The organism is Flavobacteriales bacterium, from assembly GCA_016713875.1.
In the GTDB taxonomy this organism is placed as follows: Bacteria; Bacteroidota; Bacteroidia; order Flavobacteriales_F; family PHOS-HE28; genus PHOS-HE28.
Map to the genome: position 1 here is coordinate 3,072,309 of JADJOI010000003.1, position 15,521 is coordinate 3,087,829.

General features: G+C 65.5%; 16 protein-coding genes. 6 read left to right on the forward strand and 10 right to left on the reverse strand.

Translation table 11 applies throughout. From position 1 onward, the window contains the following. Positions 1 to 15: 15 nt before the first annotated feature. The 8 genes from IPJ87_14480 to IPJ87_14515 form a co-directional block, all read right to left on the reverse strand. Positions 16 to 1,800: a hypothetical protein gene (locus IPJ87_14480; GenBank protein ID MBK7943056.1), complete on the reverse strand. Its 1,785-nt coding sequence runs from the start codon at positions 1,798 to 1,800 to the stop codon at positions 16 to 18. A 336-nt stretch (positions 1,801 to 2,136) separates the two neighbouring features. After that, on the reverse strand, positions 2,137 to 2,793 hold the full coding sequence (locus IPJ87_14485) for a CoA transferase subunit B (protein ID MBK7943057.1): 657 nt from the start codon (positions 2,791 to 2,793) through the stop codon (positions 2,137 to 2,139). A gap of 4 nt (positions 2,794 to 2,797) precedes the next feature. After that, positions 2,798 to 4,543: a hypothetical protein gene (locus IPJ87_14490; GenBank protein ID MBK7943058.1), complete on the reverse strand. Its 1,746-nt coding sequence runs from the start codon at positions 4,541 to 4,543 to the stop codon at positions 2,798 to 2,800. Positions 4,544 to 4,560: 17 nt separating this feature from the next. Continuing rightward, positions 4,561 to 5,259, reverse strand: coding sequence for a CoA transferase subunit A (locus IPJ87_14495; protein ID MBK7943059.1), 699 nt, complete (start codon positions 5,257 to 5,259; stop codon positions 4,561 to 4,563). Positions 5,260 to 5,313: 54 nt separating this feature from the next. Further along, positions 5,314 to 7,716: a transglycosylase domain-containing protein gene (locus tag IPJ87_14500; GenBank protein ID MBK7943060.1), complete on the reverse strand. Its 2,403-nt coding sequence runs from the start codon at positions 7,714 to 7,716 to the stop codon at positions 5,314 to 5,316. Between the two features lie 12 nt (positions 7,717 to 7,728). Beyond that, on the reverse strand, positions 7,729 to 8,211 hold the full coding sequence (locus IPJ87_14505; GenBank protein ID MBK7943061.1) for a gliding motility lipoprotein GldH: 483 nt from the start codon (positions 8,209 to 8,211) through the stop codon (positions 7,729 to 7,731). After that, positions 8,208 to 9,572 carry a hypothetical protein gene (locus tag IPJ87_14510; protein MBK7943062.1) on the reverse strand — a complete coding sequence of 455 codons (1,365 nt, stop codon included), beginning with the start codon at positions 9,570 to 9,572 and terminating at the stop codon, positions 8,208 to 8,210. The genes IPJ87_14505 and IPJ87_14510 overlap by 4 nt, the downstream gene beginning before the upstream one ends. 87 nt (positions 9,573 to 9,659) lie before the next feature. Then, entirely contained in the window at positions 9,660 to 10,778 is a 1,119-nt protein-coding gene (locus IPJ87_14515) for a DNA polymerase III subunit (GenBank protein ID MBK7943063.1), read from the reverse strand. A gap of 146 nt (positions 10,779 to 10,924) precedes the next feature. On the opposite strand from IPJ87_14515, the gene IPJ87_14520 reads away from it, so the two are divergent. The 5 genes from IPJ87_14520 to IPJ87_14540 all read left to right on the forward strand — a co-directional run bounded on the left by IPJ87_14520 (position 10,925) and on the right by IPJ87_14540 (position 14,025). Further along, entirely contained in the window at positions 10,925 to 12,115 is a 1,191-nt protein-coding gene (locus tag IPJ87_14520; protein ID MBK7943064.1) for a phosphoglycerate kinase, read from the forward strand. A gap of 193 nt (positions 12,116 to 12,308) precedes the next feature. After that, positions 12,309 to 12,551 (forward strand): hypothetical protein, encoded by a 243-nt coding sequence (locus IPJ87_14525; GenBank protein ID MBK7943065.1) that lies wholly within the window; start codon positions 12,309 to 12,311, stop codon positions 12,549 to 12,551. Then, the gene (locus tag IPJ87_14530) at positions 12,548 to 12,988 is read left to right on the forward strand and encodes a PIN domain-containing protein (GenBank protein MBK7943066.1); all 441 of its coding nucleotides are present in this window, start codon (positions 12,548 to 12,550) and stop codon (positions 12,986 to 12,988) included. Before IPJ87_14525 ends, IPJ87_14530 begins: the two co-directional genes overlap by 4 nt. Before the next feature lie 6 nt (positions 12,989 to 12,994). Further along, on the forward strand, positions 12,995 to 13,504 hold the full coding sequence (locus IPJ87_14535; GenBank protein ID MBK7943067.1) for a GNAT family N-acetyltransferase: 510 nt from the start codon (positions 12,995 to 12,997) through the stop codon (positions 13,502 to 13,504). Between the two features lie 86 nt (positions 13,505 to 13,590). Next, the gene (locus IPJ87_14540) at positions 13,591 to 14,025 is read left to right on the forward strand and encodes a cold shock domain-containing protein (GenBank protein MBK7943068.1); all 435 of its coding nucleotides are present in this window, start codon (positions 13,591 to 13,593) and stop codon (positions 14,023 to 14,025) included. Between the two features lie 22 nt (positions 14,026 to 14,047). On the opposite strand, the gene IPJ87_14545 is transcribed toward IPJ87_14540, so the two are convergent. Beyond that, complete coding sequence (locus tag IPJ87_14545; GenBank protein MBK7943069.1) at positions 14,048 to 14,569, reverse strand: CvpA family protein; 522 nt, start codon at positions 14,567 to 14,569, stop codon at positions 14,048 to 14,050. 158 nt (positions 14,570 to 14,727) lie between these two features. Between IPJ87_14545 and IPJ87_14550 the strand changes: the two genes are divergently transcribed. Beyond that, entirely contained in the window at positions 14,728 to 15,012 is a 285-nt protein-coding gene (locus IPJ87_14550; protein MBK7943070.1) for a hypothetical protein, read from the forward strand. A gap of 109 nt (positions 15,013 to 15,121) precedes the next feature. Here IPJ87_14550 and IPJ87_14555 read toward each other — a convergent pair whose 3' ends face one another. Continuing rightward, positions 15,122 to 15,484 carry a hypothetical protein gene (locus IPJ87_14555; protein ID MBK7943071.1) on the reverse strand — a complete coding sequence of 121 codons (363 nt, stop codon included), beginning with the start codon at positions 15,482 to 15,484 and terminating at the stop codon, positions 15,122 to 15,124. Positions 15,485 to 15,521 lie beyond the last annotated feature (37 nt).

Sequence of the window (15,521 nt, forward strand, 5' to 3'; positions counted from 1 at the left end):
GATCGGTGGCCAGGTTCAATGCCGCACCTCTAACACCGCTATGCCCAGTTCGATAGGAGGCGAGGGAACGTAGGGCCATGCAAGATATCGGACGGAGTCCCCAGGGAAAAGCCGTCCGGTGAACAACAACTCCACGCCGGTACGCCGGGGTCGTCCATAGGTCGGCGTCTGCAAATGTGAGGGCACGCTCAACTGTGACAGGATCCTTCCGTTGCGCCACACCTGCATGATGTGACCGATCCAGTTGGTGTTCCCATGCTCCGTGGCATCTATGTGGCCCGACAGTAAAAAGGGCGGTGCACCCAAGCTATCCTTCACCACCCACGTCAACGAGGGGAACACCTCCCCCGCATGGTCTCCTCCGGTGAACGCCGCGGAATGGACCGTATGTGTGAAGGGCCCTAGCGCACGGGCATCACGGTAAAGGGCCAGGCGGGTGGCATCCCAATGGACCACGAGCCGCCAATGCACGCTGTCCACCAGATGATGCGAATCGGCCTCCACCAGGTAGAGGTCGGCCGGTTCGAACAGGGTATCACTGCGCTGCTGATGGCTCAACGCATACAACTGCCGGGAGTGGATGTAGTAGCCCATGCACCCCGCTGTCTCGAAACAGGTGCGGACGGTGAGGTGCCCGCGCTCACTGGAGCGCTGCTGAACGATGTCCTCGATCAGGTCCACCGCTTTCCGGAGCTCACCGGTGGAGTACCACTCCACCGAATGGGTGAGGTTGGCGGCCCGCACAGAGTGCACCGTGAGAGGCAGGGCGAGGACCAGGGCGAACGTCCCGGCCCATCGACCAGGAGGACGCCAGGCCTGCAAGGACAGGACCAGCAGCACGGCGGCCAGGGGAAGAAGGTTCAGCGCTGTTCGCGTCCGGGGCAATGGAACATCGAGCCAAGCATGCTGCACGAGGAACGCGAGCACATTGAGGACCAACATGAGCACGACGAGGGCCATCGTACGCTCCTCGGTCGTAAGCGTCCTGCGATGACGGGGGATGGCCATCATCACCGCCAATGCCATGGACACCGCATATACGCCCGCCCACCGTAGCGGGGCGATGGGCGATGACAGGCGGTACAGGGCCTGCTCCATCAAGGTGGCGATGCTGCACGACCAGAAGGCCTCACATCCATAGTTGAGCGAACCCGCGCCATGCAGGGCGAACAGGTTGGACAGCATCAACAGGACGGGGGGGGTCGTGGACACCACAAGCACACCGAGTCGAAAGCGGACGAGCTTCACATCATCGCGTTGCCATAGGGATAACAGGGTCCATGCCCCCGCGAAGGCCAGCAGGAAATTGATCATGATGATGTGCGCGAGCGCTGCCAATGCGGCGAACACGCAAGCCCTGAGGAAGACCGAGCGCTGGCCACGACGCAGATGATCGACCGAGGACCAAATTGCGAGAAGCAGAAACGCATTGCCCATGGCATAGCCTCGCGCCAGGGAGAAAAAGTCCAACAGGTAGGGATGCATCACCAGCAACAGGAAACCGCCCACCATGAGGCCCGGCGCCACGGACCCCTGCGCAATGCGCAGGGCCGCGTAGAGATAGCCCGCGAAAGCCAACACGCTCGGAAGGCGCAGCGCGGCTTCGGAATCGCCGAGTAAACGCTCACAGAGCCACATCCCCCATACGTTCAGCAGATGGTGATTCCCCCCCATCTGATCGAACTCCCTAAGGAAGAACACGTTCTTGCGCACATGCTCTAGATAAGTATAGGTCTCGTCATAGCTGAATGAGACGAGGGCGCTGCGTAACGCCACATACCCCAACAACAGGGCGGCCAACACAAGCAGTATCGCGGATGCCGCCTTGTTCGAACGATCATGCGCATTCATGTCCGCCCAAGGATACGGCAGCCCCCGGGAAGCGGGTGATGGCTGGTTCTTGGCCGAGGCCAGGAAACGTGGAGCGCACAGCGCGGAAAGTTCAATAGGCACGTGCGGGCGGGGACGCTGAACGAACCGTCCGTTCGCCATGGGACTGGGCCGGTCACTGAATGACCCTCGTCGTCGGAGCACCCCGCTCACTACCGCGACCCAAGGGGCCGCGCCTTCGACAGGTATGGATGGTAAGCAGGTTGTTCCCCCCGGATGGAATTGGAAGCCCGATCCCTTGCAGTATCACACCACCATCTCCGGCTCGTTCCCCATGGCCACCAACCGGCCCTCTGTCTTGGCGCGGATCTCCTCCACGGTCACGCCCGGGGCGCGTTCGAGCAGCACGAAGCCGTCAGCGGTGATGTCGAACACGCCCAGGTCGGTCACCACCTTCCTCACACAGCCCACACCGGTGAGCGGCAGGGTGCAGCGCTTCAGCAGCTTGCTCTCCCCGGCCTTGTTGGTGTGCAGCATCACCACGATGATGTTCTGCGCACTGGCCACCAGGTCCATGGCGCCGCCCATGCCCTTCACCATTCTGCCGGGGATCTTCCAGTTGGCGATGTCGCCGTTGTCGGCCACCTCCATGGCGCCCAGCACGGTGAGCTGCACCTTCTGCGCGCGGATCATGGCGAAGCTGGTGGCGCTGTCGAAGATGGCCGCTCCTGGTTTGAGGGTGACGGTCTGCTTGCCCGCGTTGATCAGGTCGGCGTCCTCCTCCCCCTCGAAGGGGAAGGGCCCCATGCCCAGAATGCCGTTCTCGCTCTGCAGCTCCACGTGGATGCCCGGTGGGATGTAGTTGGCCACGAGGGTGGGGATGCCGATGCCGAGGTTCACGTAGAAGCCGTCGCGCAGCTCGCGGGCGATGCGCTGGGCCATCTGTTCCTTGGTGAGCGCCATGGGGTCAGGGCTGGATGCGGTGGATGCGCACCTGCACGGTGCCGAACTGTACGGCCCTTCGCGGTGCGTTCCAAAAGTAGAGCACATGCCGCACCGCACCGGGCACGGGCCGCAGCACACGCAGCGCGGTGAAGCGCTCACCGCGCCACCGGGGTCGCTGCAGTGCAGGCCGCACCTCCTCATGCTCCAGTTCGCGGCCCGTGCTGTCCTGCGCCACCACGGCCAGCACCAGGTCGTGCAGGGGGCCGTCCGCGTTCAGCGTGCACGATACTTCGACCGCGCGGGGTTCCGAGGTCGCCGGCACGACCACCAGGTCGAAGTAGCCTTTGGGCCGGAGCGGGGGGTCGACCATCAGGCTGTCCACCGGGGTGATCGCCAACGGGCGGACGCGCCGCAGCAGATGCAGGCCCGTTCCGCCGTGCACATCCTCCACGATGAAGCCCTGCATCGCGGCATCGAGGTGTCGGCCGTCCGCGATGCGCACATCGTGCAGACCGGCGGGAAAGTCCGTCGTGTGCGGCACTGGCGCACCGTAGGTCCTTCCGTTCAACGGCACGGCAAAGCCCAATTGGTGGTAGGCACCAAGGATCGGCGGGCGGCCCAACTGGCGTTCGAGCACCGCAATGCGCTCCAGGAAACGAGCGGGTACGCTCTGCTCGGCCCAAAGCGCGGTGTGATCCACGTTGATGCCGACCAGGGTGCGCCACGGTAGCCACAGGAGGGCGATCGCCGCGAAGCGGAGCTGGGGCCGGCGCAGTGCGGCACCGTCGAGCCCGTGGGCGACCACCATCAGCCAAAGCGGCACCAGATGAAGCCCGGCCCTGTCCTCAGCGTGGTTGACGCCAAGCCACCCGGCCATGGCGACACGCACCAAGGCATCGCCCAGCAGCAGGCCGGCGAACACGGCCAAGGGTGTCGCCCAGCTGCGGCGCCGCGCCACGTCGACAGCGACGGCAAGCACCACGAGCATCACCGCACCGCGCCACGGCCACCCGTCCGTGCCAAGCACCCAGCGGCACAACGAGGCCACGGTGACGGCCACGAAGCCTTCCGTGCTGCCGTGATAGAGCAGGCCCTGTGCCCGCAGGTCGAAGGCATGGTCGACCGCGATCAGGAACGGCACGATGCCCACGACGGACCAGACCGCGACCTGGACGCGGTGCAGCGAGGCGTTGCGCAGAACGATGATGCCGATGCCGGCCAGCACCACACCCCACAGCGGGATCAGGGCCAGCACGGCGGCGTTGGCCAGCGCCAGGCCCGTCAACGCCTGCAGGAGGGCGATCGTCCGGCGCTCGCGCATCCAGCGGACAAGCCCGTCGAGCGCCATGGCGAGGAAGGCCAGCTCCAACGCGTAGCCACGGAAGAGCGCGAAGAACTCGAACACGAAGGGACTGGCCAGCAGTGCGGCCCAAGTGCACCCGCGCACAACGCGATCGCGCAGGCCCCGGCCCAGCCGCCAGATGGCCCAGGCATACAGCGGAAAGGCCAGCAGGCTCCCCAGCCGTGCGCAAAGCAGGGAGGTTCCGAACAGGTGCACGAAGAGCGCACCGATGCCCGAGCTCAGCACATGGTTGTTGGCATCGGGATGGGCGTGCGGTGGAAGAAAGACGCCGGGCTCCGCATACCAATAGAGCGATGCGCACTCATCGTGGACAAGGGGCACCATCGCGGCACGCGCCACAAGGATCGCCCACAGCGCGAGCGCGGTGAGGGCATAAAGCCGTTCGTCGCGCCGACCGTTCGCCATGCGGCGGGGTTGATCGCTCAGCCGCGCTTGCGCACGGTGCGCTGTTCGATGCGCTTCTCGTACCGTTCGCCTTGGAAGATGCGGTGCACGAAGATGCCCGGCGTGTGCACGTGATCGGGCTCGAGCTCGCCGGGCTCCACCAGCTCCTCCACCTCGGCCACGGTGATGGTGCCGGCCATGGCCATCATGGGGTTGAAGTTGCGGGCCGTGTGGCGGTACACCAGGTTGCCGAGCCGGTCGCCCTTCCAGGCCTTCACCAGGGCGAAGTCGGCACGGAGCCAGCGCTCCATCACGTACATGCGGCCGTCGAACTCGCGCGTCTCCTTGCCTTCGGCCACCTCGGTGCCGTAGCCGGCCGGGGTGAAGAAGGCCGGGATGCCCGCGCCGCCTGCACGGCAGCGTTCGGCGAGGGTGCCCTGCGGGATCAGCTCCACTTCCAGTTCACCGCTCAGCATCTGGCGCTCGAACTCGTCGTTCTCGCCCACGTAGCTGCTGATCATCTTCCGGATCTGCCGTGTGCGCAGCAGCAGGCCGAGTCCGAAATCGTCCACCCCGGCATTGTTGCTGATGCAGGTGAGGCCCTTGACGCCGCTTCGCACCAGGGCCGAAATGCAGTTCTCCGGGATGCCGCACAGCCCGAAGCCGCCCACCATCAGGGTCATGTCATCGCGGATGCCTTCGAGGGCCACGTCGGCATTGGCCACCACCTTGTTCATGCTCATGGCATAGGGAATGCGGCGAAGATAGCCGGAGGCACCGGCCGGCCGGCCTCACTCCCAGGTCGGACCATCGTCCTCGATGGGCCCTTGCTGCAATCGTCCGCGGCAGTCGAGCAGCTCGGTATCGAAGCCGGCCGGCCGCTCGAAGTCGGCGGTGGACAGACCGATGGTGCTGTCGGCGTACACCTTGTTCATGTAGTAGCCGTAGATCGGCAGGGCCATGTTGGCGCCCTGGCCCTTGTCGGTGCTGCTGAAGCGCACACTGCGGTCCTCCGCGCCGGTCCACACGCCGGTCACCAGGTCGGGGGTGATGCCGATGAACCAGCCGTCGCTGTTGTTCTGCGTGGTGCCGGTCTTGCCCGCCATGGGCGCCTTGATGTTGGCATACTTGGCCCGCGGGCCACCGCTGCTGCGGATGCGCATGCCGGTGCCGACCACCTTGCCGGTGCCGCGGTTGTAGGCGCCGTCCACCACGCCCTTCAGCAGGTTGAGCATGATGTAGGAGGTCTGTTCGTCCAGGGCCTCCTCGGTGCGCGGCACCAGGTCGAAGATGGTGTTGCCGTTCTTGTCCTCGATGCGGGTGAAGAGCACCGGCTCGATGTACACGCCCTTGTTGGCGAACGCGGCGAAGGAGCTGGTCATCTCCATGAGGGTGAGGTCGGCCACGCCCAGGCACAGGCTGGGCACGGGCTCCAGCGGACTGTTGACGCCCATGTGCCGGGCGAGCACGGTCACCGCCTCCGGGCTGTACTGCTTCATCAACCAGGCGGTGATGGTGTTGATTGAGTTGGCCAGCGCGTACTTCAGGGTGACGAGGCCGCCATACTTGGCATCGCTGTTCTTGGGGCACCAGTCCGGCTGCCCCTCGGGCATGTCGAAGCACACCATCTGGTTGGGCAGCTCCTTGCAGGGGTCGAGCCCTTCGCGGATGGCGGTGGCGTACACGAAGGGCTTGAAGGTGGAGCCCACCTGGCGACGCGCCTGTTCCACGTGGTCGTACTGGAAATGCTTGAAGTCGATGCCGCCCACCCAGGCCTTGATGAACCCGGTGCCCGGGTCCACGCTGTACAGGCCGCTCTGCAGGAAGCTCTTGTAGTAGCGGATGGAGTCCATGGGGCTCATCAGCGTGTCCACTTCACCACGCCAGCTGAACACGCGCATGGGTACGGGCTTCTCGAAGAGGGCGGGGATCTCCTTCTCGGGCACCACGGGCCACCACGTGTCGCAGCCGCCGAGCTCGGGCCTGCAGTGGAAGTGCTTGCGACCCTCGTGCATGGCCTGTTCGATCACCCGGGCAGGCCGTTCGCAGTTGGGGCACTGCTTCCCGGTGAGGTTGCGGTAGCGCACGCTGCGCTTCATGGCCGTCTCCAGGATGCCGGCGATCTCCTCCTCGCTCACGCGGAAATCGAAGGGGCGGTTCTTCTTCTTCGCCAGGTCCTTGAACAGGTCGGGCTGCAGTTCGCTGCGCAGGTGCTCGGCCAGGGCCCACTCGCCATACGCCTGCATGCGGGGGTCCAGCGTGGTGTACACCTTCAGGCCATCGGTATAGAGGTCGTAGGGTTCTCCGTCAGCGTTCGCGAAGCGGAGCTTCCCCTCTTCGTCCGTGGAGGCCAGCAGGGCCTGCAGCTTGGCCCGCAGCACCTCGCGGAAGTAGGGGGCCGGGCCTTCGGCGTGGTCGATCCGCTGGAACCGAAGGCCGAGGGGCAGGGCCTTGAGGGAGTCATAGGCCATGCGGTCGATCATACCGGCGCGTTCCATCTGGGAGAGCACCACCATGCGGCGGTGCAGGGTGGTGTCCGGCCGGCGTACCGGGTTGAAGAGGGCCGGGTTCTTGCACATCCCCACGAGCAGGGCGGCCTCCTCGATCCGCAGGCTGTCAGCGCTGGTGTTGAAGTACACATGCGCCGCACTGCGGATGCCCACCGCCTGGTTGATCCAATCGAAGCGGTTGAGGTACATCGCGATGATCTCGTCCTTGGTGTACTGGCGCTCCAGCCGCACGGCGATGATCCACTCCTGGAACTTCTGGAAGATCCGCCGGAAGCTGCTGGCCGGCCTCTCGGTGAAGAGCATCTTGGCCAGCTGCTGGGTGATGGTGCTGGCCCCGCCCTTGCTGCCCATGTACGCCGCGGCGCGCGCGGTGCCGCGCAGGTCGATGCCGCTGTGCGCACGGAACCGTTCGTCCTCCGTGGCGATCAGGGCGTTCACCACATGCGGGCTGATCTGATCGTACTTCACCGGGATGCGGTTCTCCCGGTAATACTGGCCCATGAGGGTGCCATCGCTGAACAGGATGGCGGTGGCCAGGTCGCTGCGGGGGTTCTCCAGGTCGTCGGTGCCGGGCAGGTCGCTGGCGCCCGCCACCAGAAGGGCCGTCACGATGCCCAGGACGGGGCCGACCAGCACCACCCAGAGCAGCAGGGGCAGCAGGCGGCGCTTGCGCGGAGCGCTCATCGGTGGACGAAGTTAGTGGCGGGCCTGTGAGGGGCTGATGCTGACGCCCACATCGAGCACGCCGTGAAGGGTGTCGTGACGCATCGCCTGTTCCAGGCGCAGGCAGTAACGGCCCGAACGCGGGAAGCGGTCGCCCAGGCGATACAGGATGTGGGCCTGGAAGCGGTCGGCGAAGATGTAGCCGGTGCCACGGCCATACCACTGGCCCATGGGGTCGGCCAGCTGGCATTCCACCGTGTCGCGCCAGACCCGTCCCGCCGGGTCCGTGAGATCCACGAACAGATAGAGGTCGTTGTACGGATAGTCGCCGGTGTGGCGCACATCGATGAACACGTCATGATGGCTCACCGTGTCGGTGATACCGAAGCAGAAGGTGGGCGCATAGGCGTTGTGCCAACCGTGGGCCGGCAGCGGCACGTCGCTCTGGTAGATCTCCGTCCGACCGCACGCGGCCAGGGTCACCAGCAGCAACAATGGGATCAAGGCGCGGTTCACGCCTGCGGTGGTTGGGCGGGCGGTGGGCCGGCAGGCTTGTCGGGGCGTGGTCCACGGTCGCGGCGTCCGCGGCGGTCACGTCGTCCACCTCGCTCGCCGCGCGGCTCGCCTTCGCCCTGCGGGCGAGGGCTGGCCTTTCGGGGTTCAGCACCGCTCCCTTCGGGTTTCGGCCGGGCCGGACCGCCCTCGCGGGGCCGGTCGCGGTCCTTGCGTTTCTTGCCACCGCGCTTGCCACCGCTCGCCCCGCGCGACTTCATCTTCTGGTCGAACCGGGTGAGCTCGTCCTGACCCACCACGTTCTCGTAATCCGGCGCCTTCTCCGCAGGCACGGCGGGCGCGTCCACCATGTTCAGGTCCACCTCGGGCTCGATACCCTGCTTGTTCTGCGCCAGGATGTCGCGCACCACCTCCACGGGGAAGGAGGCCATGATGAAGGGCTCGCCGGGGCGCTTGAAGCCGTAGAACATGCGCTCGGTGAAGATGTCGGTCTTGATGTGTGCGCCGGTGCCCTGGCGCGTCTTGAGCTTGGCGTTCTGCGAGGGATAGCTCTTGATCGCCTCGATGTACATGTCCAGCTCGTAGTTCAGGCAGCATTTCAGCTTGCCGCACTGGCCGGCGAGCTTCTGGGGATTGAGGGCCAGCTGCTGGTAGCGGGCCGCACTGGTGGTCACGCTCCGGAAGTCGCTCAGCCAGGTGCTGCAACACAGTTCACGACCACAGCTGCCGATGCCACCGATACGGCCTGCCTCCTGCCGGGCACCGATCTGCTTCATCTCCACACGAACATGGAACCGGTCGGACAGGCGGCGCACCAGGTCACGGAAGTCGATCCGCTCCTCGGCGGTGTAGTAGAAGGTGGCCTTGGTGCCATCGCCTTGGTATTCCACATCGGTCACCTTCATGTCCAGCCGGGCCTCGCGGGCGATGACTCGAGTGGCGAACAGGGTCTCGTCCTCCAAGGTGCGGGCGGCGTGCCAGCGGTCCAGGTCCTCCTGGGTGGCCTGGCGGATCACCTTGCGGAGTTCGAAGGTGTCCTGTTCCTTCTCCTTGCGTGCCATCTGGGCACGCACCAGTTCGCCGGAGAGGCTCACCACCCCGACGTCGTGGCCTGGACTGGCCTCCACCACCACGGCGTCACCGGGCACCACGCCCAGCGAAGGCGGGCAGCGGTAGAAGGTCTTGCGTGTGTTCTTGAAGCGCACCTCCACCGCATCGAAGGGCTGCTGGCCTTGCGCCAGGGGCACCCCCGTGAGCCAGTCAAAGACCCCGAGCTTGTTGCACCCGCTGGTGCTGCAATAGCCGTTGCTCTTGCACCCGGCCGGTTTACCGTCCGCTCCGCTGCTGCAGCTCGCACATCCCATCCCTCTGATGCTCCGGTGATCGCGCTCCTATGAACGATCGGGCCGGCGCGGCACGAAGATAACCGCCGGAGCGAGGCGCTGCGCACCTCACGCGCGCAGGGTGCGGTGCACGCTGTAGCTGAGGTCCATGAAGAGCACCTTGGGGTTTGCATTGCGTTCCAGATGCTGATGCGCGGTCTCCAGTTCGTTCCGCAGGCCTTCGGCGCGATGCTCCGAGAGCATGGCCGCGAACCGGGGGATGAACTCCTCTTCCTGACCCACGGCGCGGACCAGATCGGGGGCTCCGGCCGCCCGCAGCAGGCTCATGCGCACCAGATGGAGACCGTACCGCATCAGGCCTTTCTGCCGTTCGCGGCCCATGCGGGCGAAATGCTCGGCGAACTCGGCCGCCTCGTGCACCTTCAACCCATAGCAGGCCCGCATCCAATCGCGGAACAGCACGAAGAGCTCCTCCTCGCTCTTCTCGGCCATGGCCGAGGCCTCCAGCAGGTCGCCACCGCTGCGCACGACACAGGCGCGGACCTCCTCGGGCCTCAGGTCCGGGTGGCGTTCGCGAAGAGCCTGGGCGAGGTCATCCTCGTGCAGGGCGGGCACCTTCACCAATTGGGCCCGGCTCAGGATGGTGGGCAGCACTTGGTCCGCCTCTGAGCCCACGAGCAGGAACACGGTCCCGGGCTCCGGCTCCTCCAGGACCTTCAGCAGCTTGTTGGCGGCCGGGGGGTCCATCAGTTCGGGCAGCCACACGAGCATCACTTTCCAGCGGCCGCTGTAGGCCTTGAGGCTCAGCTTGCGGGTGATCTCCGCAGCAATGTCCACGCCCATGCGCAGCTGCTTGTTCTCCCCATCCAGTTGATCCCGCCAGATGGCCGCGTCCAGAAAGGGCTCCTTGAGCACGGCGGCGCGCCATTCCGGAAGCAGGTGCTCGCAGGTCCTTGGCTTCTTCTCCTGGAAGAAGATCGGGAAGCTCAGGTTCAGGTCGGGGTGCGCCAGCTTGTCCATTTGCCGGCACACCGGACACTCGCCGCAGCTATCGGCAGGCCCCGGGGCCTCGCAGAGCAGGTAGCGCGCATAGGCCAGGGCCAGGGCCAGGTTACCGCTGCCGCGAGGCCCCAGGAAGAACTGCGCATGGGGCACACGTCCCTCGCGCGCATTGCCGATGAGCCGCGCCTTCAAGGCCGTTTGACCGATGATCCGACTGAAGCGCACGGGACGAAGGTAGAAGGTGAGTGCCGGGTATCAGGAGGCGTTGCGTGTTGCTCGGTTGTGTGGGACGCGTTGCAGACGCAACGAACGCGCAACACGTCAACGCGCTAACACGCAACGACCTCCTCTCACTTGGTACTTTCGCCGCCATGCTCACCATGGCCACCTTTTCCTTCGCCGGCAAGAAAGCCCTTGTCCGCGTGGACCTCAACGTACCCCAGGACGCCACCGGCAAGGTCACCGACGACACGCGCGCACGCGCCATCGTGCCCACCGTGAACAAGATCCTCAGCGACGGGGGTAGCGCCATTCTCATGAGCCACCTGGGCCGTCCCAAGGGCAAGGTGAACCCCGCCATGAGCCTGAGGCCCGTGGCCGCACACCTGAGCGGCTTGCTGGGCAAGCCCGTTCATTTCGCCATCGATTGCGTGGGCCCCGACGCCACGGCCAGGGCCGCAGCCCTGAAGCCGGGCGAGGTACTGGTTCTGGAGAACCTGCGCTTCCATCCTGAGGAGGAGGCGGGCGATGAGGCCTTCAGCAAGAGCTTGAGCGAGCTGGGCGACGTCTACGTGAACGATGCGTTCGGCACGGCCCATCGCGCACACGCCAGCACTACGATCGTGGCGAAGTTCTTCCCCACTTCCAAGTTGTTCGGCTACCTGATGCAGGCCGAGATCGACAGCGTGGGCAAGGTGTTGGGCACCCCCCAGCGCCCAATGACCGCCATCGTGGGCGGCAGCAAGGTGAGCAGCAAGATCGATGTGCTGCAGAACCTCATCGGCACCTGCGATGAGCTCATCATCGGCGGTGGCATGGCCAACACCTTCGTGAAGGCGATGGGCGGCCAGACCGGCGCCAGCCTCGTGGAAGATGACCTGCTCGACACCGCCCGTCGCATCATCAAGGACGCCGAGGCCAAGGGCGTGAAGCTGCACATCCCTACCGATGCCGTGGTGGCCGATGCCTTCGCCGAGACCGCCAACACCGACCAATGCGCGGCCAACGCCGTGCCCGACGGCTGGATGGCCTTGGACATCGGTCCCAAGAGCATCGAGGCCTGCCGTGCCGCCATCCTCCGCAGCAAGACGCTGCTGTGGAACGGCCCCATGGGCGTGTTCGAGATGAAGCCCTTCCAGCAAGGCACCATCGCGATCGCGCAGGCGGTGGCGGATGCGACCAGCAAAGGCACGTTCAGCCTGGTGGGCGGCGGCGACAGCGTGGCCGCGGTGAATCAGTTCGGCCTGGCCGACAAGATCAGCTACGTGAGCACCGGCGGCGGGGCCATGCTCGAGTATCTCGAAGGCAAGGTGCTGCCGGGGATCGCGGCGGTGCAAGGTTGAACAGGCATCCTGCCTGTTCCTTGGACCCATGGTGACGCTCGAGGACATCACCCCTGCGGACATCATGCGCATCCACCGCGGCCTGTCGCACCCGGAGTTGATGGGTCTGGGGTGAACGGTGTCGCGCAGAGCTGGTTTCCCAGCTTCCCAGCTTGCTGGCCGGTGAAAGGGGGCGTACCTTCGCGTCATGAAAATGACCTTTGAGCTCCCGCCCGACCTGGTGACCCGGTTGAAGATGAAGGCCGCGCAGGATGGGTCGAAACTGAAGGACCTGATCGCGGAGGCCTGTCGCCGCCTGCTGGCCGAGGAGGAGCGCCCCAGGAAGCGCAAGCTCCAGGGAAGTCCCTTTCCGGTGATCAAGGGCGGCAAGTCGAGAAATGCGGAGGACTTCTCTCCGGACCGGGTGGACGAACTGCTCTGGGGCGGCACGCGATGAGCAAGCCCACCCTTCCCGATGTCAACGTGTGGCTCGCATTGAGCCTGGAGGCACATCCGCTGCATCCGAAGGCCATGCACTGGTTCGAAGGTGCGCGGACCGGCTCCGTTCACTTCTGCCGATACACCCAGCAGAGCACCCTGCGCCTGCTGACCGCGGCTGCCCTTACCAGCCCGCTCGGTCTGAGCCCGCTCACCAACAAGGCGGCCATCAAGGCCATGCAAGGGATGCTGGATGATCCGCGCATCGCGTTCGCAGATGAGCCCGTAGGTCTTCATCCCGCCTGGATGGAGCTCGCTGCGACCAGCACCGCGTCGCCCAAGCTCTGGATGGATGCCTATCTGGCCGCCTTCGCTCGAACAGGTGGCTATGCGTTGGTGACCAACGACAAGGCGTTCAAGCAGTTCGAACATGTGCCCGTGCAGCTTCTTCGATGATCGGTGATGATCGCCCTCCACCCCATCACCCCCGCGGACATCACGCACATCCACCGCGGCCTGTCGCACCCGGAGGTGATCCGCTACTATGCCGTGCGCTTCATGACCCTGGAAGCCACGCAGGAGCAGATGGACTGGTACGCCACCATCGAGCGTGAAGGCACCGGCAAGTGGTGGGCGGTCCGGTCCGCGGAGGATGGTGAGTTCCTCGGCGCCATCGGCATCAACTTCATCCACCCGGTGCATAAGCGCTGCGAGTTGGGCTACTGGCTGCTGCCGGAGCATTGGGGCAAGGGCATCAGCAGCGAGGCGCTCGGCCGTGTGCTGGACCATGCGTTCCACACCCCGGGGCTGCACCGCGTGACGGCCGAAGTGGAGCCGGAGAACAGCGCAAGCGCCCGGGTGCTGCTGAAGCACGGGTTCCGGCACGAGGGCACCCTGCGGGAATGCGAGCGCAAGGACGGCCGGTGGATCAGCCTGGACCTGTACGCGAAGCTCGCCCCTGATCAGGGCTGAGGCCGGAAGCGCTACCTTCGTCACACCCACGGACCCGGCCTCGCGCACCAGCGGTGTCGATCACCCCACGGGACCAACATTTCCGCATGGCCGATTCGTTCAACAAACGCGAGCAGGAAAAGCGCCGTCAACAGAAGCAGGAGGAAAAGGAGCGCCGTAAGGCCGAGCGAAAGGCCAACAGTGCCGGCGGAGGCCTGGACAACATGATCGCGTACGTCGACGAGCACGGCCGGATCACCGACACCCCGCCCGACCCCACGAAACGTCAGGAGGTCAAGGCAGAGGACATCGAGCTCGGTGTGCCCCGCCGCGAGGATGTGCCGCCCGAACCGCTGAAGGGCCGGCTGGACCGCTTTGATGAAGGCCGGGGCTTCGGATTCATCCAGGACAACGGCTCGCGCGAGCGCTATTTCGTGCACATCAGTGCCATGCTCGAGGAGGTGCGCGTGGGCGACACGGTCACCTTCGAGCTTGAGCGTGGCCCGCGTGGCATGAACGCCGTCCGCGTGAAGAAGGCCTGACCAGGCGGCCGCGCCCCGGTGCTCACAGGCGCTCTTCCAGCTCCTGTTCCACCTGTTCCAACGTTCGGCCCACCCACTTGGCCTCGCCCAGCGCGGGCACGAGGAGCGGTGCGAAGGCGCGAAGCGGGGTCGCGACCACCGACCCATCGAGCGCCTCGTGGACAGCGCTCCGGCGCGCGCCCTGCCACGCGGCGAACAGATTGATGAGCACGCTCAGCACGAAGGCCTTCCGGACCAGGGCGAAGGCCACCCCGGCCACCTTGTTGGGCAGACCGAGCTGTGCCGCGTCGATGGCCGTGGTGAGCGCACGCCCCAACACGTGCACCGCCAGCAGCACCACCAGGAAGGTGACCAGGAAGCTCACCACCTCCTGCGCTGGGTCAAGGCCGAGCCAGGCCGCCACCCGATCATTGAGGTGAAGGCCCGCCCAGATGCCCGCCACCCAGGCCAGCAGACCGGCGAGCTCGCGCACGAACCCATGCAGGAACCCCTGCACGGCGCCAATGCCCAGCAAAGCCACCAAGACCCAGTCCAGCCAGTTCATGGATGTGAATGTGGTGAATGTGCGCGAGGTGACGATGCGATCGGTCCGATGGCATCTTTGCGCCCCGCAGGAAGCCACATTCGCTCATTTCCACCTTTTCACATTCCACCCTTTTGGACCTCACCTTCGACAAGCGATGGCGCGACCTGCTCAAGCACATGGAGCAGCGGTTCGGCGTACCCGTCGACCTCAACGGGTTGATCTTCCTGGTGGGGGTACAGGAGCTCGGGCAGCACGCCCGCGAGTTCAAGAAGGACGAGAAGGTGAACCTCATGCACATCGGCATCTGCGTGTTGCTGCTGCCCTACGGCTATTACAGTGAACTGGGGCGCGATGCTGATGGTTGGCCGCACTTCGAACGCGCGCGGGAGCTGCCCCCTCTTTCCGACAAGGAACAGGAGCGTCTGATGAAGGAGGCCTTGCTGGACTACTTCGAGCGCTGATCACGGTCACGCGCTAGCCCGTGCGTGGTCACTGCCCGCGCGAGCACGAAGGATGGGATCATGAACGGCCGTTGTGCCCGCTGACCGAACTCGCGGGCGGCACTGCGCACTACGGTGTCACAGGCACCAGGGTCACCTCCTCCTCGGCGGTCTCCTCCTCCACGATCTTGATGATGCCCTCGCCCACCGCACTGTCCTTGAAGCTCACGATGTCCAACACAGCGAAGCCGGCCTGGCCCTGCTCGTAGAACCCGGTGAAATCGAACTCGACCCAGCCATCATTGCCGGTGAGCTTTTCCTGGGTGAGGCGCGTGGGGTCGCCCAGGGGATATACCGGATCGGCGTACAGCTTCACGTAGGCCTCGGGCACCGCGCTGCCGTTCTGGTCCTGGATCCGGATACGGGCGATGGTGGGCTTCTCCTTGTTGCAGGAGGGCAGCAGTGGCCAGCACAACAGCACGGCCAGCGTCATCACCGGGGCACGAAAGGTCGATCGCCTCATCGCAGTA

Bases quoted from the DNA above. Each gene is read 5' to 3' on its own strand.
- IPJ87_14485 (MBK7943057.1), bottom strand. From the start codon at position 2,793: ATGGCGCTCACCAAGGAACAGATGGCCCAGCGCATCGCCCGCGAGCTG.
- IPJ87_14490 (MBK7943058.1), bottom strand. From the start codon at position 4,543: ATGGCGAACGGTCGGCGCGACGAACGGCTTTATGCCCTCACCGCGCTC.
- IPJ87_14495 (MBK7943059.1), bottom strand. From the start codon at position 5,259: ATGAACAAGGTGGTGGCCAATGCCGACGTGGCCCTCGAAGGCATCCGC.
- IPJ87_14500 (MBK7943060.1), bottom strand. From the start codon at position 7,716: ATGAGCGCTCCGCGCAAGCGCCGCCTGCTGCCCCTGCTGCTCTGGGTG.
- IPJ87_14510 (MBK7943062.1), bottom strand. From the start codon at position 9,572: ATGGGATGTGCGAGCTGCAGCAGCGGAGCGGACGGTAAACCGGCCGGG.
- IPJ87_14520 (MBK7943064.1), top strand. From the start codon at position 10,925: ATGCTCACCATGGCCACCTTTTCCTTCGCCGGCAAGAAAGCCCTTGTC.
- IPJ87_14525 (MBK7943065.1), top strand. From the start codon at position 12,309: ATGACCTTTGAGCTCCCGCCCGACCTGGTGACCCGGTTGAAGATGAAG.
- IPJ87_14530 (MBK7943066.1), top strand. From the start codon at position 12,548: ATGAGCAAGCCCACCCTTCCCGATGTCAACGTGTGGCTCGCATTGAGC.
- IPJ87_14535 (MBK7943067.1), top strand. From the start codon at position 12,995: ATGATCGCCCTCCACCCCATCACCCCCGCGGACATCACGCACATCCAC.
- IPJ87_14540 (MBK7943068.1), top strand. From the start codon at position 13,591: ATGGCCGATTCGTTCAACAAACGCGAGCAGGAAAAGCGCCGTCAACAG.
- IPJ87_14545 (MBK7943069.1), bottom strand. From the start codon at position 14,569: ATGAACTGGCTGGACTGGGTCTTGGTGGCTTTGCTGGGCATTGGCGCC.
- IPJ87_14550 (MBK7943070.1), top strand. From the start codon at position 14,728: ATGGAGCAGCGGTTCGGCGTACCCGTCGACCTCAACGGGTTGATCTTC.
- IPJ87_14555 (MBK7943071.1), bottom strand. From the start codon at position 15,484: ATGACGCTGGCCGTGCTGTTGTGCTGGCCACTGCTGCCCTCCTGCAAC.